General features: G+C 40.8%; 15 protein-coding genes. 3 read left to right on the top strand and 12 right to left on the bottom strand.

Annotated elements, in window-relative coordinates; translation table 11 throughout:
* Window positions 1-89 precede the first annotated feature (89 nt).
* The 8 genes from LPA49_RS02285 to LPA49_RS02250 form a co-directional block, all read right to left on the bottom strand.
* The gene (locus LPA49_RS02285; RefSeq protein WP_180310990.1) at window positions 90-4172 is read right to left on the bottom strand and encodes a poly-gamma-glutamate synthase PgsB; all 4083 of its coding nucleotides are present in this window, start codon (window positions 4170-4172) and stop codon (window positions 90-92) included.
* Window positions 4162-8436 (bottom strand): hypothetical protein, encoded by a 4275-nt coding sequence (locus LPA49_RS02280; RefSeq protein WP_118844467.1) that lies wholly within the window; start codon window positions 8434-8436, stop codon window positions 4162-4164. The genes LPA49_RS02285 and LPA49_RS02280 overlap by 11 nt, the downstream gene beginning before the upstream one ends.
* Window positions 8421-9164, bottom strand: a complete 744-nt coding sequence (locus LPA49_RS02275; RefSeq protein WP_118844466.1) for a hypothetical protein — start codon at window positions 9162-9164, stop codon at window positions 8421-8423. Before LPA49_RS02275 ends, LPA49_RS02280 begins: the two co-directional genes overlap by 16 nt.
* Entirely contained in the window at window positions 9154-11418 is a 2265-nt protein-coding gene (locus tag LPA49_RS02270) for a hypothetical protein (protein WP_230235383.1), read from the bottom strand. Before LPA49_RS02270 ends, LPA49_RS02275 begins: the two co-directional genes overlap by 11 nt.
* Window positions 11405-14521, bottom strand: coding sequence for a poly-gamma-glutamate biosynthesis protein PgsC/CapC (locus tag LPA49_RS02265; RefSeq protein ID WP_180310988.1), 3117 nt, complete (start codon window positions 14519-14521; stop codon window positions 11405-11407). Before LPA49_RS02265 ends, LPA49_RS02270 begins: the two co-directional genes overlap by 14 nt.
* Window positions 14521-16443 carry a hypothetical protein gene (locus LPA49_RS02260; RefSeq protein WP_180310987.1) on the bottom strand — a complete coding sequence of 641 codons (1923 nt, stop codon included), beginning with the start codon at window positions 16441-16443 and terminating at the stop codon, window positions 14521-14523. Before LPA49_RS02260 ends, LPA49_RS02265 begins: the two co-directional genes overlap by 1 nt.
* Window positions 16444-16452: 9 nt before the next feature.
* Window positions 16453-18669: a CapA family protein gene (locus LPA49_RS02255; protein ID WP_230235381.1), complete on the bottom strand. Its 2217-nt coding sequence runs from the start codon at window positions 18667-18669 to the stop codon at window positions 16453-16455.
* A 332-nt stretch (window positions 18670-19001) separates the two neighbouring features.
* Window positions 19002-19655, bottom strand: a complete 654-nt coding sequence (locus LPA49_RS02250) for an OmpW family protein (RefSeq protein WP_074989548.1) — start codon at window positions 19653-19655, stop codon at window positions 19002-19004.
* 443 nt (window positions 19656-20098) lie between these two features.
* Here LPA49_RS02250 and dapE point away from each other — a divergent pair, with 443 nt between their 5' ends.
* The gene (gene dapE / locus LPA49_RS02245) at window positions 20099-21289 is read left to right on the top strand and encodes a succinyl-diaminopimelate desuccinylase (protein WP_180310986.1); all 1191 of its coding nucleotides are present in this window, start codon (window positions 20099-20101) and stop codon (window positions 21287-21289) included.
* A 44-nt stretch (window positions 21290-21333) separates the two neighbouring features.
* Here the strand turns inward: dapE and LPA49_RS02240 are convergent, their stop codons facing one another.
* Window positions 21334-23049 carry a lysophospholipid acyltransferase family protein gene (locus tag LPA49_RS02240; protein WP_180310985.1) on the bottom strand — a complete coding sequence of 572 codons (1716 nt, stop codon included), beginning with the start codon at window positions 23047-23049 and terminating at the stop codon, window positions 21334-21336.
* Window positions 23050-23164: 115 nt separating this feature from the next.
* Between LPA49_RS02240 and LPA49_RS02235 the strand changes: the two genes are divergently transcribed.
* On the top strand, window positions 23165-24085 hold the full coding sequence (locus tag LPA49_RS02235) for a glyoxylate/hydroxypyruvate reductase A (RefSeq protein WP_075593736.1): 921 nt from the start codon (window positions 23165-23167) through the stop codon (window positions 24083-24085).
* Window positions 24086-24181: 96 nt separating this feature from the next.
* Complete coding sequence (locus LPA49_RS22295) at window positions 24182-24316, top strand: hypothetical protein (RefSeq protein ID WP_036967016.1); 135 nt, start codon at window positions 24182-24184, stop codon at window positions 24314-24316.
* Window positions 24317-24375: 59 nt separating this feature from the next.
* On the opposite strand, the gene smrA is transcribed toward LPA49_RS22295, so the two are convergent.
* From smrA to LPA49_RS02220, 3 genes are all read right to left on the bottom strand, one after another.
* Window positions 24376-24957 carry a DNA endonuclease SmrA gene (smrA, locus tag LPA49_RS02230; protein ID WP_036967020.1) on the bottom strand — a complete coding sequence of 194 codons (582 nt, stop codon included), beginning with the start codon at window positions 24955-24957 and terminating at the stop codon, window positions 24376-24378.
* A gap of 148 nt (window positions 24958-25105) precedes the next feature.
* Window positions 25106-25351 (bottom strand): hypothetical protein, encoded by a 246-nt coding sequence (locus tag LPA49_RS02225; protein ID WP_036969134.1) that lies wholly within the window; start codon window positions 25349-25351, stop codon window positions 25106-25108.
* Window positions 25352-25451: 100 nt separating this feature from the next.
* Window positions 25452-25895, bottom strand: coding sequence for a hypothetical protein (locus LPA49_RS02220; RefSeq protein WP_180310984.1), 444 nt, complete (start codon window positions 25893-25895; stop codon window positions 25452-25454).
* Window positions 25896-25939 lie beyond the last annotated feature (44 nt).

The following is a 25939-nucleotide window of genomic DNA, read 5'->3' as shown; positions in this document are numbered from 1 at the left end:
GGGAAAATTCTGATTTTTCAATTGCTTTGGAGGTTTAAAATGCTAAACCTCCTTTAGTATGGTTTTTATTTTACTTTGTCATTATTTAGTTAATCTTGTTCTGACTTGTTCGCAAACCACCCCGCTTTTTGATTTCGATTTAACTTACCCAATACTTTTATGGCTTTTTCTAATGTGATGCGTTGATCAGCAATGTCTTGGTAAATTTGATTTGCGCGCTTTTTACGTTTAACAGCAGCCCCAGCATCTAAAAAAGATTCAACGACTTGGTTAAAGTAACGTGTAAAAGCATGTTGATGTTGTTGTGTGTGTTGTTGCTTGTTATCTGTTTTATCTAGTTTGTTGAATAGACTTGTGATCTCAGCTTGGCAAAACTCATTTTGCGCCAATGCACTTTTCTTTAAAAGCGCTAGTTTTTCTTGAAGATAATCAATATCTAAACGATTGAAAGACACAATCATATTTAAATTAGACAGTGTACTTCTAAACTCTTTGGCCGTGCATTGCTCATCAAAAAGGTGTTCTACCGAGTGTGAAATCTTTTGCCACTGTTGCCATGCATAAACATAATTGAGGCCGACACCTTTAATATTTTGCATCCCAACAATGACTTGATGAGTATTTGCTAATGCTAAGTCAGAGATTGTGTCGGTGAGTGCATCCGCAGATAAACTACTATCATCAAGCAAGGTCACTTTTGATTTTGCAATACTGAGTAGTTGCTGCTTGATTTCTTCACTGTGCTTAGATGTGTCTTGTTTTAAAGAGTCTAAAGTTGTTCGGGCTTGATAATGTTTTAGGTTTAATAGGATTGTCGAAATTTCCTTTTTACTCGCATCTGTGAGTACTTCGCTGATATCGGTTTTATTTACAGAAGTGCGGTGCGCCACCAAGAGTAATTTCTCAGCAATATCTTCATCATAGGCGTTAACTAAACGTGCCTTTAGTTGACAAGATGACATTAAATTAAGCTGAGTGAGTAAAATTTCAAGCGCTTTGGTGTCGTTATTGCTGATAATTTTATCGATGCGCTCTGTGAGTGCTTGCAGGTAATAACTATAAAAACCATCGACGTTAGTACCAATGACAACGATGCGGTCAAATCGCAAATCATGGCTTAAAATGCCGGCAAACACCTTGGATCGTGCCACACGATCATTGCGGTTATTGATTAAGGCGATCACTTGCGTATCTGCTTTATTATTTAAATCATAAAGACTTAATCGCTGCCAATTTTCTAGTGTTGCTAGGCGCTCATTGGCTGACATGCTATTAACAAACGACTGAGATATTGCGCCTATGCGTGCCTGTGGGTAGTGTTGCAATACGCCGATATCAGGAATAATGCGTGCAGAGGTTTCTTTAAACACATAGTCTTTACTAAGGCCGATGTGTTGCGCCATTTTACACACAAGTGCAATATTAGCGGGGTGTTCTTGATATGGGTATAAAGCACGAATATCGTCAGTAACTTGCATACCATCTGCCCAATGCACTTGAATTAAACTGGCATTTTTTCGTTTGGCATTGAGTTCTAAAATCGGCGCCATATTTTGTTCACTGGTAAAAACAAGGCTATTCTCACCAATGAAATGACTTGTTTCGTTTGCAACATCAATGCCTGTGGGGCCTAATATATCTTCATGATCTGGGTATGCATTGGTTATTGTTGAAAAGTTATCTTGCATCCAGTTTCTCAGAATACGGACATAACGAGGTGTTAACCCCATGCATTCCCACAAAAACACATCGGCCTTAACATTTTTTGCAAAATGAAGCACATCACCTTGCTCCCAAATACTGGCTTTATCGAATGGTCTGAACAAGGGGATTTCGAATTGCTCTCCACTGGCTCTTGCATAAATTAATGTGGCTTCACAGCCTGTTGTTTTACTGATTAGCTTTAAACTCAAGCTACTAAACAGTGCTGCTTTTAATCGCTCTGTACCTGATTTTCCGCGAGTACCCCAACCACCAATAGATACTGGAATTTGCGCTCTGTCGGCGCGAATTTGGCGGCTCACTTTTATGTGGCGTGTCCAAAAGTAACCTATGAAAGCCAGCACGAAAAATACCAGCTGACCAATACTGTTTTGATAAATTGAATAGGCATATTCTTTAAAACTCACCCAAATATTAAACATAAAAGGGGTAACAGCGAGTTTTTTATACAGAGTCGCAATACTTGATTCTACCGGGAAGTCGCTATCGAGTACCGCACCATATTGTTGGAAATCAAATGTAAATCCTTTCGCTCTTAAAGCATTTAAAAAATTATTTTGCTCTATGTCAGAGCCGTTTCGTAAATTATTAAGTTCTTCAAAGTTAAGTGAAATCCAGCAGTATGCTTGAATGCGTTTAAATACTGTTTTGGGTGGTGTTACAACTAATATGCCATCAGGGGTATAGGTTTTCGCTGGGGCTTTTAAGTTATCTTGCGATAAAGTACTTAAAAGAAAGTCGAGCAATGGCAAATGAGGACGCGAACTAAATTGTAGGTCATCAAATCGCGGTTCGCCGGGGACATCTGTTTGGCTAATTTCTGCGACAGTGCAGCTAGGAACATGCATGTATGCACTGGGTTTTCTTGCTTGTAAATGGTTATAGCTTTGGCGCTTACCTGTACTGGGGTTTTTAAATTCATGCCAAAAGCGCCAAAAGCGGAAGCCGCGTTGATAACCTTGATTTATGTGCCAACCTTGTTTCTTTTGACTCACATTGTAGGCTTCATATTTTTGAGCCTGTTGACTTAAAAGCCGGCCTAGTAGTGCTTCGTCAATGTTTTGGTTATTGATTGACGAATGGGTGTTTAAGTTTGCCTCGAGTTCAGCAACGTGTTGTTGGTGCATAAAACTGACAAGTTGTTCACGGACACGGCTAATAATCCGCTTTATGGCAAGGTTTTGTTGTGCTTCAAGGTGTTTATTTAAGGTGTCGATGAAGCGCTTGAAAATCGTATTGGCTTGTTGCTCCTCACACTCAACCTGTAAATTAAACATAATACGTGGTGCAAGTTCGAGCAATAAACGTTGCTCTGCAAAATGTTGAGCTTGCATAAGTTGCTGTTGCCAAATAATCAAGCTGTGTTGCCCATCGCTAAATCGGGTTGCGGTTAATTGTTTAATTAATGTGAGCCTGATTGCGAGGTGGGTTTCTTTTTCTAAACGCTCGGTTATTAGTGCAAGTGCGAATGAGCACGGCAAAATAAAACATTGTTCTATCACACTTTGACGCACGCGCGGGTAGGGGTGAGCTGCCAGCAACTGTAACAGGTTTTGATTTGCCTCATTGAGCGTTTGTTGTTTACTGATGATGGCTGAAAAAGCGCTTAGTAAAAATAATTGCTGGCGGTCAACTTTACCCGTATTTGGGACCTCTAAGTCAATGTGCGAACGCATGAAATAACGGGTAAAGGTGGGGCGAAGGTTGATCAGTATTTCTAATATATCCACTTTGGCTGCATGTGGAGTGGTTGATTTTTCAAGCGAGAGTAACAGCATTTCAACCAGATCCGCGCTAAATTCCGGATCGTCCACATGCTCGCTTAATAAAGTAACTTGGTTTGCCAAGGCTCTAAAAAGAGAGTTTTTTATTGCATCATTATCAGTGTGTTCGAGTAAATCTAAAAAAAAGCTTTCTAAATTTACGGTTTGCCATGACTGCTCTATTTCATGTAAATGAAGGCATAAATAACGGTGCGTTAAGTCGCCCAGTTTACCAATTAAAAACTTTAATGATTGCTCAAGTTCAGACACTTTATCTTGATAACGGTTGATCATGGCCCCTTCATCAAACCAACGTGCGAAGGCTTCTTGATCTTGTTGTAACTGTTGTTTATCAGCCCCTAACGTGGCCGCATAATCCAGTATATGGAACTGTCTTTCTGCTTTGAGTTCGGCATGACTTAGCTTTTCTATAAAACGGCTGTGATCTGCATCTAACTTTGTAAGTTGATGTTGTAGGGTATCTATTTTATGAGTTAAAAAGGCAATTGCTTGCAGTAATAACCAGTCATCTTCGTCGTGTCCGTCTGGTTGGTTCTTGATCAATTCCCACTGACTTAGCTCGTTGACTAATTGACGGTATTTTTGCCTGTAGAGATCTAACCAAAAGCTTGCGATATCTGCAAAAAGTAAGGTTTCTAAGCGTTTTTTAAGTTCTTTACTGCTCATAATCTCTTCGCTCTAGCAAATGGTTAAGTTGAAGTGTCGGAAAAATAATTTCATCATGGGCATAGGGAGCAAAGCCAGTATGCTGATTATTGCCCGATGAAAATTCCAGACTGATATTATGGTTATTCCATCCCCAGTCTTGCTGCCAACTGATTTTTAGCCAACCCTGTGAGAAGGAGCCTATATCAATTTGTTTTTGCCAAGCTACCCGACTGATGTACTGCCACGTGGCTGTTGCACGATGATCATCGGCAAAACGGTAGTAGCTATCAAGACCAACTTGCAAAATGTGACCATGGTAATATTGGTTCCAACTGCTGTTAAACCGCAAATAATCAAGACTTAGCCAATCATCATTTGAGCCAGATGCAACACCAAAGTTGAGGTAGTTATCTACCCAAGGTTGGTAGCGATATTGGTAAGAACCTTGCCAGCCAGAAGCATGATTTTCACGATAAAAATTAAAAATATTTGAGTTTAGTTTCTTGTCATTGAGGTAGTCGTTTAAGTCTGCGCTACTGGTGTGAATAAAAGGGGCAACAGACCATTGATGCCGATGCACTGTATCTTGGCGCCATACTTGTCCAATACTAATCGCGCCATTTAACGCGTATTGGCTATCTGAGTTATCACGACTAAGCTGCCATCGACTTGTGATCTGTGAATCGATAAACCAATGACTCGTGTCATCAAGCCAAGAGTGGTAACCATTTAAGGCAATGAAGTCATGCTGCTTTTCGTCAAACGCATAATAGCCTTCTAATTGATACCAATGTTGTTGATCATTAAAGCGAAGCCTCACACCTATGTCGGTTTCTTGTTGTGCAGGAATGTCTTCTGCACTTTGAAATATATGTTGTCGATCAAAGCGAATAAAGCCTTGTAGGTTGGTCTCATCGCTATGCAAAGTGGCTTGCTTATTCACTATTTTAGGTGCTGATGGTGCCTGATAAGTGATTAGTTCTGGCAGTGGCGTATCGATGTCAGAAAAACTCGTAATCTTGTTGTTTCTTTCACTTAAATGCCAACGATAGAGGCGTACATACTTTAATTGATCCGTGCGCACTTCAATTTTACCTGCTGGATGGAAAAAACGACGCTCGCTGCGTTTGTTTTCATTCATCTCTTCTAGTTTTACTAATGTATCGGCAGGTAAGTTAGCAATAAGTGGCGTATCAGCTGATACAGTATAAAACGCTAAATTTGTTGGTAGCGGCAACGCTTTCCATTGCCCCGCAATATATTGCTCTGCTTCAATAGCAAGCTGTTGCGACAGGTATGGGTTGAGCCAACGTACGGCAATTGTATTGTTGCTTAACTCTTGCTTATTAAAAGTGAATGGAATGCTTTGCTGCTCAGAAACAGACCACACCTTTTGTTGATTTGCTAACTGAAAAGAGATATTTGCTCTATTTGCACGCGCTAATTCTGCGCTAGAAAAGTTAAATTTAAAGCGAATTTGTGTGCCTTCAGTCTTCGTTAAATCAACGTATAAAGTATGAAAAGGGCGTAATAAGATCCCTTGCTCTGGTGCGGATTGAGTCGTGTGTTGAGCAAACCTATCGGCAAAACTACGTTGTTCAGTCTCTTGCATATTAAACAGACGTGTACCAGCGTAATCGAGCATGTTTTCAATGGGCTGCCACTGACCAAAGCGTTCAATTCTATTTTGTAAGAAAACCGAATGGGCAGAGGGGGGAAGTGTGTCGATTCGTTGCAGCAGTTGTGTGTACTGATTATTGCTAAGACGTTTTTCAGATAGTAGATACAACCCATTGATAAGGAGTTTGTTTGGCGTTGTATCGTACGCATGAATAAGCGAGCTAATATCATCGCTGGTTGCTTGAGTGGTGGCATCAGAATAATAATCAAAAAGTGCAAATAACGGCTTTGGAATAACACTTATATCAAGGTAAGCAGCTTGATTGGTGGTCACAGTGAGCGTTTCACCGGCTTGCAAGCTAATAACCAAATTAGCGGCAATAGAGACTGCTTGCTGATTACTGACGAATTGGGATGTGGCCGCTATATCACTAAAAATGGGCATTAACTTATGCTGATACTGACTATCAGCTTTCAACCACGCGGTATGATATTCACCACTTTGATCGGCTTTAGTCCGCGCCTTTATGCTTAAATGCATTGCGCGGTTAGCGGTAAATACCCAAGGTATATCGTTATTAACGAGGGTGCTTTGTTGCTTTCCTTCTGGGTTAATAAACGCGTATTGCGAGCCAATAGAGCGTTGATAAAGTGCCTCTTCAGGTTTTTCAAGTTCCGTTAAACTCTGATAATTGAGTGCACTAAAACTGTGTTCAACCTGTGTTTGCGCCTGGGTGTGATGTGCAAGCCATACTGCTAAACGATTCTTTTGCTGTTTTACTGCGAGGTTTATAAGTTGAGCTTCACATTGCTCTATTGTCCTCACGTTCCCTGCACATAATGCAAAAAGTTTATGCTCGATTTGTTCTGCTTGATAGGCACGAACAAGGGCTTGTGCGGCATAGTGCTTTAACTGAGCGTGCTGCGCGCTTTTATACAAGCCTTCAAGGTAACTGTTGGCAAGGTGAAACTGATGTTGTTCACGCAGTATGGCTACTCTTAGCTGCCATGCTTGAATTGCAATATCAGGGTCTGGGCTTGTGCTCAACGGTTTCAATAAAGCCAGTGCTTCTAGAGGCGCTGATGTAGCAATATGTTGTGCTTTTGTGAGTGACGCTTGCCAGTCTATATCGGGGTTATTTTGCAAAGCCGGTGTATAGGGTTCGATTGAAGCCACATAGTCGTCATGTTGTTTGTTTAAATAACGACTCAATAAATTAGCGATAATAGGGCTTGTTTCACTGAGGTCTCCCTGTTGCTGATACAGTAATTCGTCACTCGGTAAGGAGGCGAGTGTTCTCGCATACAGGGCAAAATCGATAGGCTTCGAGGTGTTGGTTAGCCTTTTAATCGTTACCGATGAGGTTGAAATAGGCACCGAAATCATAAGTGTTTGATAATGTTCGGTCGCTTTTAGGTTTATAAGCCAATTACGCTCACCCGCGGTTAACTGAAATTGGGTGTCTTGTTGTGTTTTTGCAATAAGGGTTAACCACGGCGTTGCACGTTGTTGAATGCTTAAATCGAACTCAATGGGTTGGTGTCCAAGGTAGGTTAATTCGCGCACTTGCTGATTAATACGTGGGTAAAACCGCTCATCAACGAGGCGTTGCTCCACTAATTCGCTAATGGTTTTGCTATGCATTTGTAGTGATGAATGCTCAGTACTGCCAGTGAGGTTTGATTGCACAGTCATCATCGATAATAAGTTATAATGACGTTTTAGCGAAAGCGGGTTGTTTTGTGTGTACACATCATCGCTAAACACACTGAAAGAGTGTGTGTTATAAACCGATTCAATCGCTTCATTTGCGGTGGTTAGCCAATAGGGGAGTAACAGTTTTTCTTGTTCTTTTTCGGCTGCGCGGTCATCATAAATAGCGCGGTGGCTTTGCTCTATTTTAATATACGCATTGGTGTGACTTTTAAGAGTTAAATACTGCCCAGCCGCAATGGCAAGGTAGTCACTGTTTACAAGTCCAACATCGTATTCGCTAAACTCAAATGCTTGGCTATTTATGGTATTTACTCTGGCAACCAGTTCGTTATCAATAGATGCGTACACCACACCATTAGGATCGGGCTGCTGCATATTTTGACGTACAGAGATCGTTAGTTTTTTTGCAGCAGGAAAAAACAGCTTCACTTCTTCATTTTTTTTGAGCGCATAATACCGCTCATTTCCTTGGGCAGAGCTTAGTTGTATGGAAGGAGCGGCTATTTTTATGGCGCGCCTAAAGCTGTCTCTTGCGCCTTGGTAATGGCCTATCATGGCAGTAAATTCAGCACGCTCGTCGAGATGATTTTGTATGGCAATAATGCGGTTATGCCCAGTGGCTGGCAGCTGACAGCGTTTGGTATTACAAAGTAAGTCGCTGTGAACGCGTAAGCGTTGTTGTAAATACTGCGTGTTCCCTGCACTTAGAATAAACTGATTTAAAAGTGCAGGGGCTATTTCAAGCCAATGACCTTCAGGTAGCCACAAATAACGGTGCTGTTTGGCATCAAAAGTTAGGTGCTGCGTTGTCGCCAAAGGCGATAAGTGTGGTGATGTGTTTAACCAAGTAGGGGGCATCAGCACGGCGTGTTTTGGCTGTGAGGCTTTGGCTGGCTGACATAGCAGCAGCGTTATACTAACGAGAGCAATTACGAAGTAAGGCATTGTTTAAACAGCTTTAATAAGTGGTTATCAGTAATTAATTTTTCGCGAATTTCGCGGCTTAATTCAATATGGATAAATTGACTATTGCTTGGCGCAAGGGTTGTGAGTATATTTTTTGTTCCTCCAAGCTCATAAATATCTCGGCCATAGAGCATCACAGCAATGTTTAGTTTTTCATTTAAGCAGTCGGTGATATTACGTGTAAATAACGATGCATTTTCACGACCTTGACTGACAATAATGTCGGCTTTTCTGCCTTGATTAGTTTTACGTTTTTCTTTGGCGAATCCATGTAATTGGAAAATGGTAAAAGACTCAACGGTATCCGCATAAGCTAAAATAAATGCATTTGCAGCACTTTCTTTATATTTACCAAAGTCAATAAGCACGCCATTTGCGTCGCGACTTGTGCGGTGCTTGGTATTGGTAAGGAGTACCTGGCAGTCATTAAATAGGGAGCGTGCAATATCTAAAGTATGCAGGTCATAGAAGCGGTGTGGGGCATACGCAATACAGGCATATCCGGTTTCTTTAAAATGTATTTCACCGCCAGAATCTAATGATTTCTTTGCGTATAACCCTCCATCCTTTAACGTGAAATGGGAAGGGACGGCCTCGCTATTTTTTAACCACTGCTGAAAGTCGGTATGAAGTTCAGAGATGTTTGATTCAGCTTGGCATGCCGAGACCAATAACCCCGTGATAATGATGATAAACTTAATATTCATTGTTCCACCACCTTACTTTTTGCTCCCCCAGCGGGTACTCCTGAAGTATCGATAACCAGACTGTCTCAGATGCGCTAATTGTCAGTGAGTGCAGTTTATTTATGTCACTTGATACCGTATGCGTGACGCTAGGGTAGCTATTTAATTGGCTATTTTTTGGATGAATTAGAAACGCGTTAAGTAATTCTGAGCTATGCAATTGAACACGCTGTTTAGCGATACTGTACTCGCTGGTTAATCCTGATTTGTAATTAGCTTTTTCAAGAATGTTAAACTCAATAGGCTGTGCACTGCGCGAACGAAACAGCTTAAAGACCACACTCATTGGTTGTTCTTGCGCATCAAAGTTGAGTATCAAAGGCGTATTTTTATTGAGTTGATAGAGGCGTTGTTTAATCCACGGTCTCTCACCATGCCAGTTTTGATAGGTTGCCGTTGCTTTATTTTGTAATTGTTTTAACTCAGTCGCTGACACATCTGATGCATTACGTTCTTGAGCACGGGTATTAGACAACTTAAAAATCAGTTTGTTATCACCCGTATCAGAATAACTGGCTGGGGTCTTAGGTGTGTAAAGTCCAAAGTTAAAAATTTGTGCCGGTTGTTTAGGTATAAAGTAACGGTCAGGGCTAAGTGCGAGGGCCACATTTGAAATAGGCAGTAGAGTGTAAAGCTCTCTTGGCTGATAAAAGGTCGTCATTGGCTCAACTTCAGCAGGGGGCGTAAAGGTTCGAATATTGGCAAAACGTGCCTGCTGTGTTAATTCAAAATGATTATTCGCGCGTAGTTCGTACCACGCTGCAATATCATAAAATTGATCAATCGGCGTTGTGATATTTTGATGAGCAACTACACGCTGATAATGAAATTGTGCGTAACGAGCGCGCAACTGGACATAAGTGTCTTTATTCGCCTTTATTTGTACTCGATACGCATTAGCTGGCGTGCGCAAATAATACGAGGTGAGTAAACCAACACGCTGCCTTTGCGTTGTATCGTCTATAAGGCGATCGTAGTGTGAGACGTCGCCTTTATGCGCTAAAGAGTAGCGTTCGATTTCTGTGTGTGTTTGATCAAATAAAACGACCTCTAACTGACTTGTTTCTAAAGCACGTACGTCTAGCTTTAAGTCACTTTTGGGGTCAATATCAAACTCGACATTGCCTAGCTCATTTATTAAATAACTGCCAGCATAACTCGTTAAAATTGGGGTGTCTGAGAGAGTTTGCCATTGAGTAAGTATCGCTTCATCACTACAAATACTCACTAATCCAGCTGCAATGAGCTGTGTTTGATAGCGGTTTTCGATATCGGTAGGAGCAAAGCTGACAGGCGTCGGCGCCGAGAATTGCAGTTTGTCATACCACATTAAATGTGGCAGTTTTGCGCCTTCTTTGACGGTGAAAATAAGGCTGTCGGGTTCATCTAAGCGAACGCTGGCGCATAAACCCTCTTCGGTAAAGTAAGCACCTAAATCGTGCTGCTCAACACTAAAGTCATAGGTCAACACGTTATAGGGGAGGCTTTCGTAGAGAATATCAGATTTAAAGTCGATATCTGGAATACCTTGCGGGGCGATTTTCTGCCACCAATAAGCCATCGCATTACTGATTTCGTTACTGGTTAAGGCATTTTCACCTAACGTTAAATAGTTTGTTGCCCGTTGACGGCGATCTAATGGTCTTTTAAGCCATGTGTTAAGAGGATCAATACTTTGTTCAGGGGTTTTAGCATGCACACGAACGACCACTCCTTGAAGATTAGCCTGTTCGGGGATCATAGTCAGCTCTAAGCTGGTCGCATGTGGGTAATGAGCTATGGGTAAGTAAAAAGATTGTCCCGAGGCAACACTCAAGGATTGTTTGTTTTCAATAATTTGCTTAACTTTTTGGCCGTCTAAGTCGGTGTACAGCTTAGAAGCATGATGATAAATATCGTCTAAAATCACACGCTCTTGTTGGTCATACAGAACATACTTAATAGCGTAGTTAACCGGTTGATCAAAAGAAATCGAGTTATCAAATACGGCATTAGAAAGAATGCGCAACGAGTGGGTCCGCTGATTCGAAAAATTGAATCGCAATGGCTTATCGCTACTCAACCATTGCACATTAGAGCGTGTTTCTTCGCCTGTGCTGGCACCAATAGGCTCAGCTGAATCGAGCCAAACAAAAAAGTGTCGACCTAAGAACAGTGGGGTGAATACCACACTGACAATAACCAGTAGCGCAAGCAAGCGTTTAATTAAATACACTGTCGCCTCCGCTCATCATAAGATTAAACCCATCTAGGTCAAATAGCTGATTTTTAGTGGGGTAATATATGGCTGTGACTTTGCTGTTGTGTTTGAACATCAAAGCATATTTATTGACATGCTCTAACTCAATTGTGTGCAGTGAACATTTATTCATTTCGTTGCATAATCGTGCCAAAGACGTGAGACGTTGGTTCGCGGCGTAGCTATCAATAATGCTCTTCATATTTTGCTTATCAAGGTCGCTTAACGCTTGCCAGTTCGACGGCGACAAAGTAGCGAGATTGATCACTGTTAGTGTTGGGGTGTTCGAAATAGCCAGTAAACGCTGTAACAAACTGCTTTGGCTTACTGAAAATTGTGTTTTGAAATCAGACGCTAACCACAAGGTTGCCAGCTCGCTATTCGCATTAAATTGTTGATAGCCCGCTTGAGGAGAGCTACCAATTTCAAGCCCTCTAGTTGCTGTTTGTCCTTCAACAACTTGATACTTAATCCCCAAAGCCGTTAACTGATTACTCAGTTGATTCATCAGTGGTGTGGCAAGCTCATTAATCTGTGTCGTCGAGAACGCGATAGCATTCGGGCGCACCCAAGAAGGCGCGCTGTGGCTTCTTATCTGAATGTTTAAACTGGGTGTCATTTCATTAAAGCGTAAGTAGCTTTGATGAACGATATTAAATAACGACCCTACATTATCGACGGCTAATACATTCGCTTTTGGATGTGCATACGGATGAGCACCCGCAATTGCTAAGTAAGCTGCATTGGTGCGGCTGAACAACTCGCTGGCAACAGCCAATGTATTACTTTCAAATAAAGGGCGGGGAACACTAAGAGTGATAGACTCATGTTCACTTAACTTAAAGATATATAAGCCCTGACCTTGCTGATACGCTTGGTTTTTGTCCTGAGGGCTCAATAGTAAATAGCGGCCGCTCATTGTCTGGACCTGTTGTAATTGGTAGTTAAGTAACTCAGCAGTGCCATTAATTTGTTTTAACTGATTTAGGTTATTCTCATTGAGAGGATCATTTCCTATCTGTGCAATTAATTTATACAGTGGTTTAAGTATTTCGAACTCCCAAAGGGCCACTTGGTTTTTAGACAGCGGTTGATATTTAAAACTGCCTTTTTCACTGATATGCACAGAAAAATCATCAATGATTTGGTTAATGTCTCGTTCTAATTTATTAAACTGAAGTGTGCTGTAGCGTTTATTATCGCGATAAGCATTGGCTAATATACTCGCGTAGTTGTCGCTATCTAAAAACACCTCAAGCAAGGAGCCCGAAAATTGTGAGGTGGGTAGACTATTTACTGTTGCGCTACCAAAGAACGTTTCTTCAGACCCCATAAATTGGTGAATTTCTCGTTGGCTTATTGATGCAGGAAGTTGATTATAAATCCAATATTGGCTCTGTGTTTTTGCTGGAGAATCAGTTAAAGAGACTTTAGTAAAGTGGTTAGACTCACGTACCTGCAATACTTCATCAGTGTTAAGTGCCGTAATAAATGCCTGATAGAAAGGACTTTGTTGGTTTTCTTGGGCTAACGTTTGTTGTGGCGTCTTTGCGGTACCATAAACCAGCGCTTTGCTTTTGAGGTGCTGAAATATAAGCCCTGCTGAATCACTTGCTAAACTTTCGGTGATAGGAAATGGTACGGTGATCAATAAAGGCGCTGATTGCGGATTTTTATTTAATACGAAAAGACCGCGCTGCTGATCTTCAAACGTGTCTATTATATAAATATAGTCTTCATCACTTTCAAGTCTGAATCCTATCGGGTTAAACAGCGCGTTAAGACTGGCTATCGATTGATTATTTTTAATCGCCTGATTAACTTGGTAAACCCCATATTTAAAATCAGTGACAGCTTGATTTGCTTTATAGCTACTCACGGTGACTTTGTTTGACTGTGCGGTATATAAATAACTTTTGTAACGGCTGATTTGCTGGTCAAGGGTGAATACGTGGTGACTTTGAATGTCTGAAGTCTCAGTGTGTTTTGACAGCATTGACGGTACAAGCATCACAATAAAACCAACCAAAATAGCAAATGCCCCCCCAACGACTGAAGTTTGAAATGTTGCCCTGATCACCAGCCCTAATGCGTTTTTTTGGTAAATTTTGAGTGCAAGTAAAGTGGCAAGCATATAACCAAATGCAAACGTATCTGTGACCTTTATAGCGGGGAAATACCACACCACAATGTAGTTGAGAATTAGTTTATACACGAAGCCAATAGTGAAGAAGAATAGCAGTAATCGAGCGCCTTCAATATTGGCGTGCTTAAGGCGAGTAAAGTGAATTAACGAGCCGCCTAACACTAAAATGACCGCTGTTTCAGCGAAAGAGGTCAACAGTTTACTAGGTTGAGTTAACTGAAGTGCTAATAAGGCGGGTAGCATTATTCCGTTAAATTCCCAGCCGTATTTTATGTTTGCTCTTGAGGCAATAAAGGCCGTGATCACTAAAATAATATAGGCTTTGGGAGCGGCAATAATGGATGCCGCAACGGCTTCGTACATAATACCTAAATTAGCAATACTGAAATTAGTAAACGGCATCAGTACGAAGCGAACGAGCACAAAGGTGATCAAAAGTTGAATAAAGGTGACTTTTAGACCGTATTTGAAGCCGCCATTCCACATTACATTCGCTGTTAAAGCAATAATCACAAGACCCAAAGAGTACAGTTGTGACGCGTAGTCTAGGGTAATATCCCACTGACTTAATTGATTGGCAACGGGAGGCCACACTAACGTGTCCATACAAACACGTACTAAAATACTCAGCAATATAATGGCAAAAAACCGGTCACGACCAAACATCTCGCCATAACCACATTTTTCCATTATGTAATGTGCGCTAAATCGCATTAAGCCATACACAACGATTGCTTCAATAATGATAACGACGGCAGATGTGGGACTGATGATGAGCAAAGGCACGATATAACCTGGCACCACAAGCCCCGTTAATGGGAAACCAAAACGTAAGTTCAATAGACAAACAACGGCCGTACCCACCCACACGGTGGTAATAACTGACTGTCCAAGGCCACTGCCTGCAGGAAAGAGAGCTAAGACAAAGTCCATTATTGCTCACTCAGGGTTTCATTATAACCGTCGTCGAGTTGTGGCTCATTCTCAAAGGTATCGAGAAATTCAAATAAAATACCCGATACTTGAAATGGTTCACCCGAAGCGGTTTGCGATCCATCGGTATGAATCGCTTTTATATTTAAAACATAATGTTGATTATTAAGGACTGCCGGTAAATGAATATCCGCCTTATTTAATGTGACATAGCGCAATTTACCTTTGGCTACTTCGCTATCAAGGGCGCAGCTATGACATAACAAATCTAAGGCTGTCATTTCAAAAATGGTAAGCTGATGTTGTTTAGCAAAGTGTTCTAACGCTGCATTTGTTTGTACGACTTGACCGAACAGGTTAAAGAGAACCGTTGCGCAGCGTGTATGATTAAACACCAACTCTAAGGTTGTTAACTTTTGCTCCATGTCATTGAGCGAACGTTTAACTTGCTGATCGATTGGTTCATGTAGTTTGAACGAGACAAGTCTATTGAGTAAGTTCTGATTCTTCGCCTGAGTTGTTTTATAGATATGATAATGAAAGAGCAGTTCAGCGACTTGTGCTGCAAATTTGTTCACATTTTTCTCAAAGGCGTGTCGATCAAAAGTCTCATTTGGAATAACCGATAAAGCCCAAAAACCCCGAACATCGCCCGCGTATACGAGGGGGACCATAAACTCTATTTCAGTGTTGAGCACATTTTTAAAAAAAGGTCGGCTAATCTTTACAATACCCAGTGCTTTTAATGCGTCACTGTACGGGGATCGTTTGTAGTCACGGCGCATTTCTTGGATATTGTCGAGTTCGCAATTGATCGCTCTTATTTCAACAATGCGATGATCATCTTCTTTTCTCGCCAAAAAAATTGATTTTTCGAGATCTAATTGCTGGCTTATTAGTTGAATTATTGGATCCCATGGAGAGGCTTGCTCAATAAAGGTTTGCGGTAAAAAACGGCCCATCATTTTCTGTTGGATATTATTTACAACCCCCGTTAGCGCTTTATCTTCAGATAGTTTTCGTACAATCAAAGCCGAAAAAAGGGTCGAAAAGATAACAATAATGTATTGGCCAACAGGGATATAAACAGCAGCAAACTCGATACCAAGGTAACTGACCACGACCCAGAAAAGGCAACTTGCCAAGGCAATGACAAATGAGTAAATAACAGCCAGTTTTTGAAAGCTAAACAGCAGGCTAATTACCAGAGCAAGTTCAATGAGGGCGCTATAACTAGGTTTAAGCTCTATCACCGTGGTTGTTTTTTCGATACTGTCTGCGGCATAGGCCATAAGCAGGAGAGGATCGTTCAATCCCGTTAACTTAGGAGCATGAATATTTACATTAAACGCAGAACTTGTTTGGCCAACAATAATGACTTTATTCTTTAATTGTTCACTCATAACATCAGAGCTTAGAACCCGCTCAGCACTGAATTTAGGGAGAGCACTGACCGCTAACTTAAAATCAATTAGCCGAGGTTGCTGACCTTCATAGCCAAAAACAGTTTGCCAGATGCTATTACACAGAGACTCTTTATCATTGGCTGGGATTCGCATGTGGTAACTTGACCACATTTCAACACGTGGTACACAGTATTCGCTTTGCGTTATAGGATAATAAACACGGTTTGTAATTGAAGGTGTTATATTTTGGTTTGATAAAACGATAACGGCCTTGGGGTTATATTCAGTTATTTTTTCAATAAGTTCTGAATGGTTTTTAGCCAAGTTTTTACTTGTTATAAGTACGATATTGGTTTGCTGCGTTTCACCAAACGATGCTAACTTTTGATAGAAATAAGCATTACTAGCTTGAAAAAGATTCAAAACATTATTAATCACCACTAAAGCAAACAAGCCAAGCGTAAGCCAAAAAATATGCTGATTCTTTAATAACAATAGTCGTTGAGTGACAGCCACGCTTCTTCCTTAATCAAGTGAAGTAAAAGTGAGTGTTAAGCTTGCTGTATCGTTTACAGAGACCTTTAAAAAGTCATATCCGTGCATTTTATCTGTGTTCCACTGATTGTTTTGCAGTGCAACGCTTTTTTGCCATGAAATCATCGCAATATCATCAAAGCGAGTCATGGCCTCTCCCTTATTAGGAGCATAGTGCCTAAATTGTAGTTTTACACCCCGAGGTGGTTGTTTTTTTTGACCTAATGTAAATTCATCAGATGGTAATGTGAAATCGTGACTAAAGGATTGCCATGCTCTGTCACCACCTTCACTAATTAAGACTTGATGTTGTGAAAAAGCCAGATCATCTACCTCTGTGGTATAGGTGAGTAAGCTTTCTATCTTGCCGCCGTTTTCAGATTGAATGTAACCAAATAAAGAAAACTGCTTGCTAAGCATTGGTTGAAAATTTTCATCAGTTAGCTCCATCACACGCATTGTGTGTCTAAAGGGAATGATTGAGGGGGTATTATCAAACTCATCGCGTGTTGAGCATAAAGCTTGAATGCCATTGTGCGGGTTTTCAGTGCAGGGTAAAACGCTATTACTGCTATGATCCCAGCGGCTAATTTCAAATGCCTCGCTGTCGTTATCCCAATCTTCAAAGTCCCCAAAGACCATTAAATCTCGCCCAAAAGTAAGCTCATTTAAAGTGCCATTGGTGACTTCTATTGCCGATAGATAGGCGGCAGAAGAGGGAGCATACTCACGTAAATCAAGGATAGGAGTCTGTGAATTTACTTCAACGCTGACTTTGTGATTGCGTTTGGTTGCGTGTGCTTTTTTAAAGTACACCTCAGCATAATTATCGCGGGGGATAAGCGTAATATTATCGTCTGAAAATTCGGCTAGGCGCCTTAATAAATAGTGACTTAAAAAGCCCGTTGTAAAACGTGGTTTGTAATCTTCAATAAAGATAGGGTAGGCAAATGCACGCTGAACGGTTTGAGTTTGTGAGTCTAATTCGACCATCACCGTTACCCCTAATAAGGTATCGAGGCGAGCTTGATCAAACACGAGGTTACCTAACCCTAAAATGGCAGGCACATTATTATATACCGCAAAACCTTGTGCTACATGAGGGTGGTGAGCAATGAGTAAGTCGGTATTTTGCGTTGATAAATCAACTAAGCGACTTGCAATAAAGCGCGAAGGAGAATAAGTGTATTCGTCGCCACCATGCATTTGCGCAATAACAAAATTACTTGGGTGTATTTTCTCAAGCGTTTCTTGCACATACTCTGCATTTGTTAAATCTGCAGCACCGCCTTTCATTGCATCGGTGACGTAAGTAAATTCGTGCTCTTTTCCGGTAATTGATGTAGCAGCAAAGAGTACTAAATTGAATGTGTCGAGCTGTGCTGTAATAGGGCTGAATGCAGCAAATTCATCAAGACCTGCGCCACTATACAGCAGCCCTGTGTTTGATATTTCAAGTAGTGTGTCTTCTAAACCTGTTTGTAAATAATCGTAGATATGATTATTACCAAGTCCCACGTAATCAATCCCAATTTCTGTTAAGCCTTGTAACGAATCAGGTAACGAAAAAAAGCTAAATTCTTTGGTCGGATGAACGACAGCAGGGTTACTGGTAATCGGTGACTCTAAATTGACTGAAGCAAAATTTGCGTATTTAAACAGGGGAGCAACATCTTTAGTAATTGCGATGCTATCTGCTGCGGCTGTCGCTGGACGAATGAGTGCGTCACTCACATTGGGGATTGTGGTGCCCATTGTTGCGAGACTCGGGTCTAAGTAACGACGTCCAAACATTGAATCACCCCCAAATACCAGGCTTTTACTCGTTGCAGGTTTGGCGTGGAGTTTGATTTGTGTGGTTGTCGAGTTTGGGTGATTTACAAGAATACCTACTTTGGTAAAGTAACCATTCTGTTGAATTGTAATGGCATGATTACCGTAACCCAGCTTATCAATAAATACCTGACCATTATTGTCAGTCGTATATTGTTGCTCTGCAATAGTCAGAGGAATGTTACTTAAGGGAGTTAAGTCGTCATTAACGACAGTCAGCGAAACACTAGCATGGCCTGTTAAAAGTGATTCACGTGCGTCGATCACATCTTGCTTTTGTTGTTGAGGTTTATCCTCATTTGGATCTTTTACTTTGCATGCCACTAAACCAAGACAAACAAATAAAAGCAAAAAATTCACGACTACTTTAAACAAATGATCCTCGTTTTTACTTTATTTACATTTCTTTAGGGCAATATTTACTGCGGACGCATTCTATCGACGTTAACAGATTGGAACAACCAAACATTGACTCTGAAAATTCAGATATTGTCCTCATAAATGCAACATGCCATCTACTTTTACACCCAAAATTGTAATTTTAGTACTTTGTTTGTGCACCGAGTGTTAAGTGTAGTTTAAATTTAATACTTCGCAGATTTTTACTTTTAATTTTATACAACTAGCGCTGTGAAGAAAGGAATAAAAAGACAATAAAAAAGGCCTTTGCGGCCTTTTTGTGCGTATGGGCTTTCACAAAATGAAAGTTAGAATTTGTATTTAACACCTAGCATAGTAACAACTGGATCGATTTCTACCGTTGATGTGAGTGCTTTTGCGCCATCTGCGTACACGGTTGCATCAGTATCGATATCGATTAATGCGACCATACCGTGTAGACCCCAGTTTTCATTCATCATGTAGTTGAAACCAGCTTGTGCTGCAAAACCAAATGAATCATCTAATTTTACTTCTACATCGTTCGTACCCAGCGTTGCTTTTAACGCTGCTGAAGGCTGCTCATCAAAGAACGTTGTATAGTTGATACCGACACCCACAAATGGACGGAATTTGTAAGTAGAATCTAAAAAGTGATATTGCGCGATCAACGACGGTGGTAATTGTTTAATGTCAGCAATCTTGTTGCCAGCTAAGCCTCCCGTGCCTTGAACATCATGACTAAATGGGGTTGCTGCAACTAACTCAAGTACCCAATTATCATTAAATGCGTAATCGATAGTGATACCCACTTGTGTATTGTCATCACCACGTAAACCTAAAGTAGGTGCTTCGTTGATTTTTGAACTGTCGTTATCAGGGTTAACATTAATCGCACCGACGTTGACGCTTAAGTTAGCGTTTGCAACAGGAGAGAGTGCTAATAATGAAGTCAGTAATGCAATGCTTAATTTAGTTTTCATGCTGTTCTCCACGAACTACTTGTCTTGTTTGGTTGAGGCTATTATTACCGAGTCGACACAGCTAAAACCTGTTCTAGATCAAAGTTTCAAAAATGTTTGAACGAAGTGAAGCTTTTTTTGATTTAGATTAAGTTTTTAACCAAGAACAGAAAAAAAGTAATTGACTCTTATCGGTTTTTTGAACCTCTAGAGTCGCTCTTTTTTATTGTTTATTTGTATTTAGTACACCTTAATTATTACTAAAAAAGGGCCTGCAACTGTGCCCTCCTTTGGCAGAGAGGGGCGTTATTCATCATGGTTTTCGCAACAGTAACGTGCTGTGCAAAACAGGCTTATTAATGAATGCAAATGACGATAATGCATGGCGAACAGTCATTACTTTCACATTGCGGTAATAAAAGCGCGCTGTAATACCCTTACTTATCTCAGTGGCTAGGGTTATTATGAACTGCGTACTAAATTCACACGTTGAGCAACATTTATCTGCCTATGATGAGGTGGTTGATGTTTTACAAACCTTAATTCGATTTAAATCTGTCACACCCGCACAAGCAGGAGCGATTGATTGGTTAGCAAAAAAGTTAACCACGGTTGGTTTTGAGTGTGATGTGTTTAGCGATAATCAAGTAACGAATCTAATCGCTAAAGTCTCATTTGGTGATGGACCCGTAGTGGCTTTCTCAGGGCATATTGATGTTGTTCCTGCTGCACAGGGGGATTGGAAAGTTGATGCGTTTTCGGGTGACATTGTTGATGGCGCTGTGTATGGACGCGGTGCCGCAGATATGAAAGGCGGTGTAGCTGCCATGTTATGTGCAACACAGGCGCTGCTGCAACAACGCAAAAACGTGCGAGGAACCTTTTATTGGTTGATCACCTCAGATGAAGAAGGCGAAGCCGAGTATGGTTCTCTTTTAATTGCACAGAAACTGGCTCAACAAGGCGTCATACTAGATGGGTGTCTCGTGGGTGAGCCAACCAGTCATTTGCATGTTGGTGATACGATTAAAAATGGTCGCCGCGGAGCGCTCTCTGCACGTTTATTTATAAAAGGGAAAGCGGGGCATGTTGCTTATCCTGAGAACACCGTGAATGCGGCACATATTAGCGCAGAGGTCGTAAAGCGACTCATCGCCATTAACTGGTTTAAAGATGAACCAAGCTCAGAAACGACATTACAAGTAACCGGTATTAATATTGCCAATGTGGTCGATAATCTTGTGCCTGCACAGTGTGAATTAACGTTTAATGTACGTTACAGCCATGGCTATAAAAGTACCGATATAAAAAATGAAATTCAGGCTGCCTTAGCTGATCTTTCGCAGCACCTACAGGTGCAGTGGGAGCGCCCATGTGAGTCTTATTACACACCCCATAAATCAGGCGGCTGTTTGCTCAAACAGGTTGAGCAGGCGATACATCAAGTAACAGGCACATTTCCAGTCTTAAGCACTCACGGTGGTACATCAGATGGCCGTTTTTTTGCGAGTGAGCATACGCAAGTAATTGAATGTGGTGTGCGAAACCACACTATTCATCAGGTGAATGAACATGTTCCTGTGGCCGACTTACTACTCATTGAAAAAATTTACAGCGAGCTGTTAGTTAATATCTTTAGCAATGTTAACACCTAAAAAGCATAGATAATCGGCCGATTGGCCGATATCCACTGTGTGTTTTAGCGAGACTCGCCCAAATAGCGTTTAGCTTTACTGGCCTTTACTTTATTAAGATCAACCAGTACAAGACCATCGATACAATTATTAAACTCAGGATCGATACTAAAGCTGAGAAATTGTACGCCACCGGGTTCGCATAATTCGGTATATTGTTTAAACAAAGTGGGGACTTGAGCGCCAATATTAGCCAGAATATGCTTCAGCTCTACAAAATCCTCTTTAATATCATTCCCTGAAAATAACTGAGTACATTGTTCACGCTGTTGTTCAGTATGACGAAATTCATTGTTGGGTATCGCTAATGTTCGCTGCGCACCGTAATAATGCTGATAGTAATGAACGAGTAAAGATTTTGCTTGTTCAGGTAAGGCATTTGATACACTAACAGCACCAAATAAATAGCGATATTGCGGGTACCTATTTACAAATGCGCCAATACCAAACCATAAGTAATCGAGGCTTTTTCTGCCCCAATATTTGGGTTGTACAAAACTGCGACCCAGCTCAATACCTTGTGCGAAATATGGCGCCATTTCGTCGCTGTAACTAAATAAGCTATCGGTATACAGTCCCTTTTGGCCATGTTTTTCTATAATATCTTTTGCACACGCAAGACGATATGCACCAACTAGTTCCAGTTGTTTTGCATCCCACAGTACGAGGTGCTGATAATCCATATCGTATTTATCAATATCACGTCGCTTACCACTGCCTTCACCGACAGCACGAAAGGCTATTTCGCGTAAACGACCGAGTTCACGAAAAATCGGAGAGCTACCGCTATATTGATAAAGATAAATTTTCATTCCGTCTGATGTTTCACCGAGCAGTTCGCACTGTTCAATGGCTTTCTTTAAATCCTTAGTGGCCTCTGGGCTTGCGATTGGCGTTTGTGTTTTTAAAGGTAATGGCTTTTTAGTGATCAGGCGATAAAGCTGCTTTCTGATCAATTGCGCAATTTCTTTATCTTTTAAATTCTCAATTAAATATGACTCAGGCGGTATTGATGCACCAATTTCAAACTCTAACGATTTTTGCCGTTGTTTAAACATTTCTTTGACCAATAACAAGCTTGCTAATGGTTTGTAGATCATCGAAGTGCCATAAAATAGTGGGCTGTTTTTGGCTTTAATATAAATTGGCAAGATCGGCGCGTTGGCTTTTTTTGCCATGCGTAAAAAGCCGCTGTTCCACTTACAATCTTTGATACCTGTAGGGCTTAGTCGTGACACTTCACCAGCCGGAAATATTAATAATGCGCCTTCTGATTTTAAATGCTGTTGAATATTGGCCAGCTCTTTCTTTTTACTTGTCCCCGATAAGTTGTCGACGGGTAATAACAATGAGTGCATTGGCGTGATTGACATTAGCATGCGGTTAGCAACGACTTTAAGGTCGGGTCTAATGCTGGATAGCACTTTGATTAATGCTAATGCATCGAGCGAGCCAATTGGATGGTTCGCAACAATAACAACATGACCCTCACTGGGGATGTGTTCCATTTGTTTTGGTTTGTAACGTGTATCAAAGTCAAGTTCATCGAGTACTTGCTCAACAAACTCGAGCCCCTGTAAGTGAGGGTAGGCATCGCCAAAGGCAACAAACTCTTGTTCATGTAATAAATAGCCTAGCCCCTTTTTTACCAACCCTTTTACTTTTGGTGAATTTTCTAACTGTGGTAAATTTGCTTCTATTACTTTATCAACACTGATCATACACACCTCAATCTTAAACGCATCTAGCGATATAAGTAGGGTAAAAGCTCGCTGTGACAGTTAAGTTGCAGTTGTGTGACTTTTTAAAGAGCGCTAACGATAAGCGGAGAACAAAATGATTTTACTTGTGGCAATCACTGGCCGAGATTGCAGTCAATTAATTGAACGATTACGTACTTTATTACCCGAAGTGGAAGTACAGTTGTGGTCAGAATGTACAGATTATAGCGCCGTTGAATTTGTATTGGCGTGGAATGCGCCTGCAGACTTATGGGCGAAACTCCCTAATTTAAAAGCTGTGTCGTCGTTTGGTGCAGGCGTAGACAGCATTGACTTAACGGCGATTGCCCCCTCTGTTCCTGTGGTACGTATTGTCGACGAGACCCTTGCCAGCGATATGGCTGAATATGTGTTGACCCATGTATTAGCGCAAAAATTAAGATTGAAAGAATATTTTTTAAAACAATCACAAGGAGCATGGAAACCCAAACGAGCATATGCACATCAGCATGTGGGTATTTTAGGCTATGGTGAGCTTGGAAAGGCATGTGCCAAACGTTTGGTGGCGAATGGTTTTACGGTAAGTGCATGGTCAAATAGCGAAAAACAAGAACAACAGGTTACTTGTTACCATACAGAAAATGGCTTGAATACAATGCTAAAACAGGTTGACTACTTGGTGTGTTTGTTGCCTCTTAATCAACATACTACAGGCATTATTGATGCTGCATTATTAAGTAAGCTGCAAAATCATGCGGTGCTCATTAATGTTGCCCGTGGTAAGCATGTCGTTGACGCCGATTTGCTGGCGGCTTTAGATAACAATTCCTTACGTGGCGCAACGCTTGATGTGTTCGCTGAAGAGCCTTTACCTGAAGGGCACCCATTTTGGTCTCATGATAAAATTACACTCACTCCTCATTGTGCTGCTTTATCGGATATAAACACGGTAACTGAACAAATTGCAGGTAATGTAAAAAGATTGCTAAATGGGGAAAGGCTAGTAAATCTGGTTGATAGAACAAAAGGTTATTGACATCTAATAAATTATTTTATTAAACAGCTTGTTAACATCTGTAACTTTGCTATGCTGTTGGTGGACAATAAACCAACAATAATAATAAGAGGTGTTATGAAATCTAATCAAGGTGGGGCAAAACTTAGCTTAGTGGTGGTGTCTGTAATCGTATTAGGTATATCTGCATGGTTTAATCAAGCCAATGCTGCAGGTGTTGACGTACCAGAAATTGTACAAAGTCAATCATAACGTTTTAAGAGGTGCTTCGCAAAGTGAGCGTTGCACCTGATTACATCTAAATTATGTTATTAACTTCTCTTAGAATGGCGCTCTCTATTCTCGTGCTTTTTCTCATCTGACTTTTTGATCATTACATAGGTAGCACCGTTGCCGCCATGCTGCTTAAGTGCGCTGTGAAACGCAAGTACAGCGGGTATTTCTTGTAGCCACTTATTGGTATAGCTTTTTAAGATACCCGGTTTTGATTTATTTTTAATACCAATTCCATGGCGAATTAACACCACGCGAATATTGCGCAGATGACAATCATTAATAAAATTGAATAAGGTGCTTCGGGCATGTTGGAGTGCCTGTCCATGCAAATCTAGGGTTGCATCAAGCTGATATTTCGCTAAGCGAAGATTTTTATAAACTTGGGCTTGAACGCCATCTTTCTTGAACGCTAAAACAGCGTGTGGATCAAGTAATTCAACAAACTCACTGCGAAGGTAGTTTTCATCGATTGCGAGATCAGACTCAGCGGCTTTACGTTTTTCTTGTTGTGACAGAGAAGGGCCTTGCTTGGTGGTATCGAGTTTTACAGTATCGTGCTTGAGAGGCTTTACATCTTCCATAGAAGAGAGAAATAAGTCGAAGTCGTTTAATGACATAAGGCACCTCTAAAATATCTTTATACGGAATATATGGTATCTCAGTTCAGTCATATTGTAAGTAAAAAAAAGCCCAAACATAGCGATGTTTGGGCGTAAAGGATGATAGAAGCGTTAAAGTGTTCTATCAAATAATCTTGGGAGAAGATTAACCTTGATTAATATTCAATTGGCCAAAAGTGTAGACCTTGAATAAATAAAATGTGTTGATCAACACTAAGCTCATATTTGAGATCACACTTGATGACATCAGATCTAAACTAAACGATAAAAATAATAAACTACACGCGCTAATAGCAGCAAAACGCAATAAGGTTAACTGATTAATAAAAAAAGCACCTAATCCTAGTGCAAGTAACGTAAAGTTTAAAAGCCAATCTAGCTCGTTTAGCATGGTCGTATCTAATAGTGTCTGTGTTGAAAAAGGAGCGCCATTATGGTGATCTTTTACACAGCTTTCAACCAAGTAATTTTTTATTTTCAGATTAGATTTTTTAATCCATTATTAGCTTTTTCATTGCCGCAAAAAAACCGCTTTGCTCTGTTACACGGTATTTTTGGCAACTCGCAGGGTCGCGTTTATCTTGGCATAAGTAAATCACATTACGGCTAAGGTCTGCACGGGGTATAAGGGTTGAGTCAAAGAGGTTTGCCCCGAAGCCAAAAACACCTGGCCAATACACGCTTTGAGATACCATCCCTAGTTTTTCATAGGTAATGAGAACGGGCTTGGGCGTAATTAGCATAATTAATACAACAGCGGCAATTGCATACCAGCGACTTGCACTTTTTTTAACCGGTTCGTGGGCGCCAGCCTGCTGCACCGTTTGGGGGGAGACACGTTGCGGGTTTGCAGGTCGTCGTTTTGTTGTCGATGTTGGTTTTTTTCGTGCTGGTGTTTTACCTAACAGCGATTGTTTTTTTATTTTATTAGACATAAAGCTTATCTGGCCTTTTATACATAGCTCTCTATAATGAGATT

The organism is Pseudoalteromonas sp. MB41, from assembly GCF_020966275.1.
In the GTDB taxonomy this organism is placed as follows: Bacteria; Pseudomonadota; Gammaproteobacteria; order Enterobacterales; family Alteromonadaceae; genus Pseudoalteromonas; species Pseudoalteromonas lipolytica.
Note: the sequence above shows the minus strand (reverse complement) of the source record. Positions and strands in the feature narration are given on the sequence as shown.

Bases quoted from the DNA above. Each gene is read 5' to 3' on its own strand.
- LPA49_RS02275 (WP_118844466.1), bottom strand. From the start codon at position 9,164: ATGAATATTAAGTTTATCATCATTATCACGGGGTTATTGGTCTCGGCA.
- LPA49_RS02280 (WP_118844467.1), bottom strand. From the start codon at position 8,436: ATGCCTTACTTCGTAATTGCTCTCGTTAGTATAACGCTGCTGCTATGT.
- LPA49_RS02220 (WP_180310984.1), bottom strand. From the start codon at position 25,895: ATGTCTAATAAAATAAAAAAACAATCGCTGTTAGGTAAAACACCAGCA.
- LPA49_RS22295 (WP_036967016.1), top strand. From the start codon at position 24,182: ATGAAATCTAATCAAGGTGGGGCAAAACTTAGCTTAGTGGTGGTGTCT.
- dapE (WP_180310986.1), top strand. From the start codon at position 20,099: ATGAACTGCGTACTAAATTCACACGTTGAGCAACATTTATCTGCCTAT.
- LPA49_RS02225 (WP_036969134.1), bottom strand. From the start codon at position 25,351: ATGCTAAACGAGCTAGATTGGCTTTTAAACTTTACGTTACTTGCACTA.
- LPA49_RS02250 (WP_074989548.1), bottom strand. From the start codon at position 19,655: ATGAAAACTAAATTAAGCATTGCATTACTGACTTCATTATTAGCACTC.
- LPA49_RS02265 (WP_180310988.1), bottom strand. From the start codon at position 14,521: ATGGACTTTGTCTTAGCTCTCTTTCCTGCAGGCAGTGGCCTTGGACAG.
- LPA49_RS02235 (WP_075593736.1), top strand. From the start codon at position 23,165: ATGATTTTACTTGTGGCAATCACTGGCCGAGATTGCAGTCAATTAATT.
- LPA49_RS02285 (WP_180310990.1), bottom strand. From the start codon at position 4,172: ATGAGCAGTAAAGAACTTAAAAAACGCTTAGAAACCTTACTTTTTGCA.
- smrA (WP_036967020.1), bottom strand. From the start codon at position 24,957: ATGTCATTAAACGACTTCGACTTATTTCTCTCTTCTATGGAAGATGTA.
- LPA49_RS02240 (WP_180310985.1), bottom strand. From the start codon at position 23,049: ATGATCAGTGTTGATAAAGTAATAGAAGCAAATTTACCACAGTTAGAA.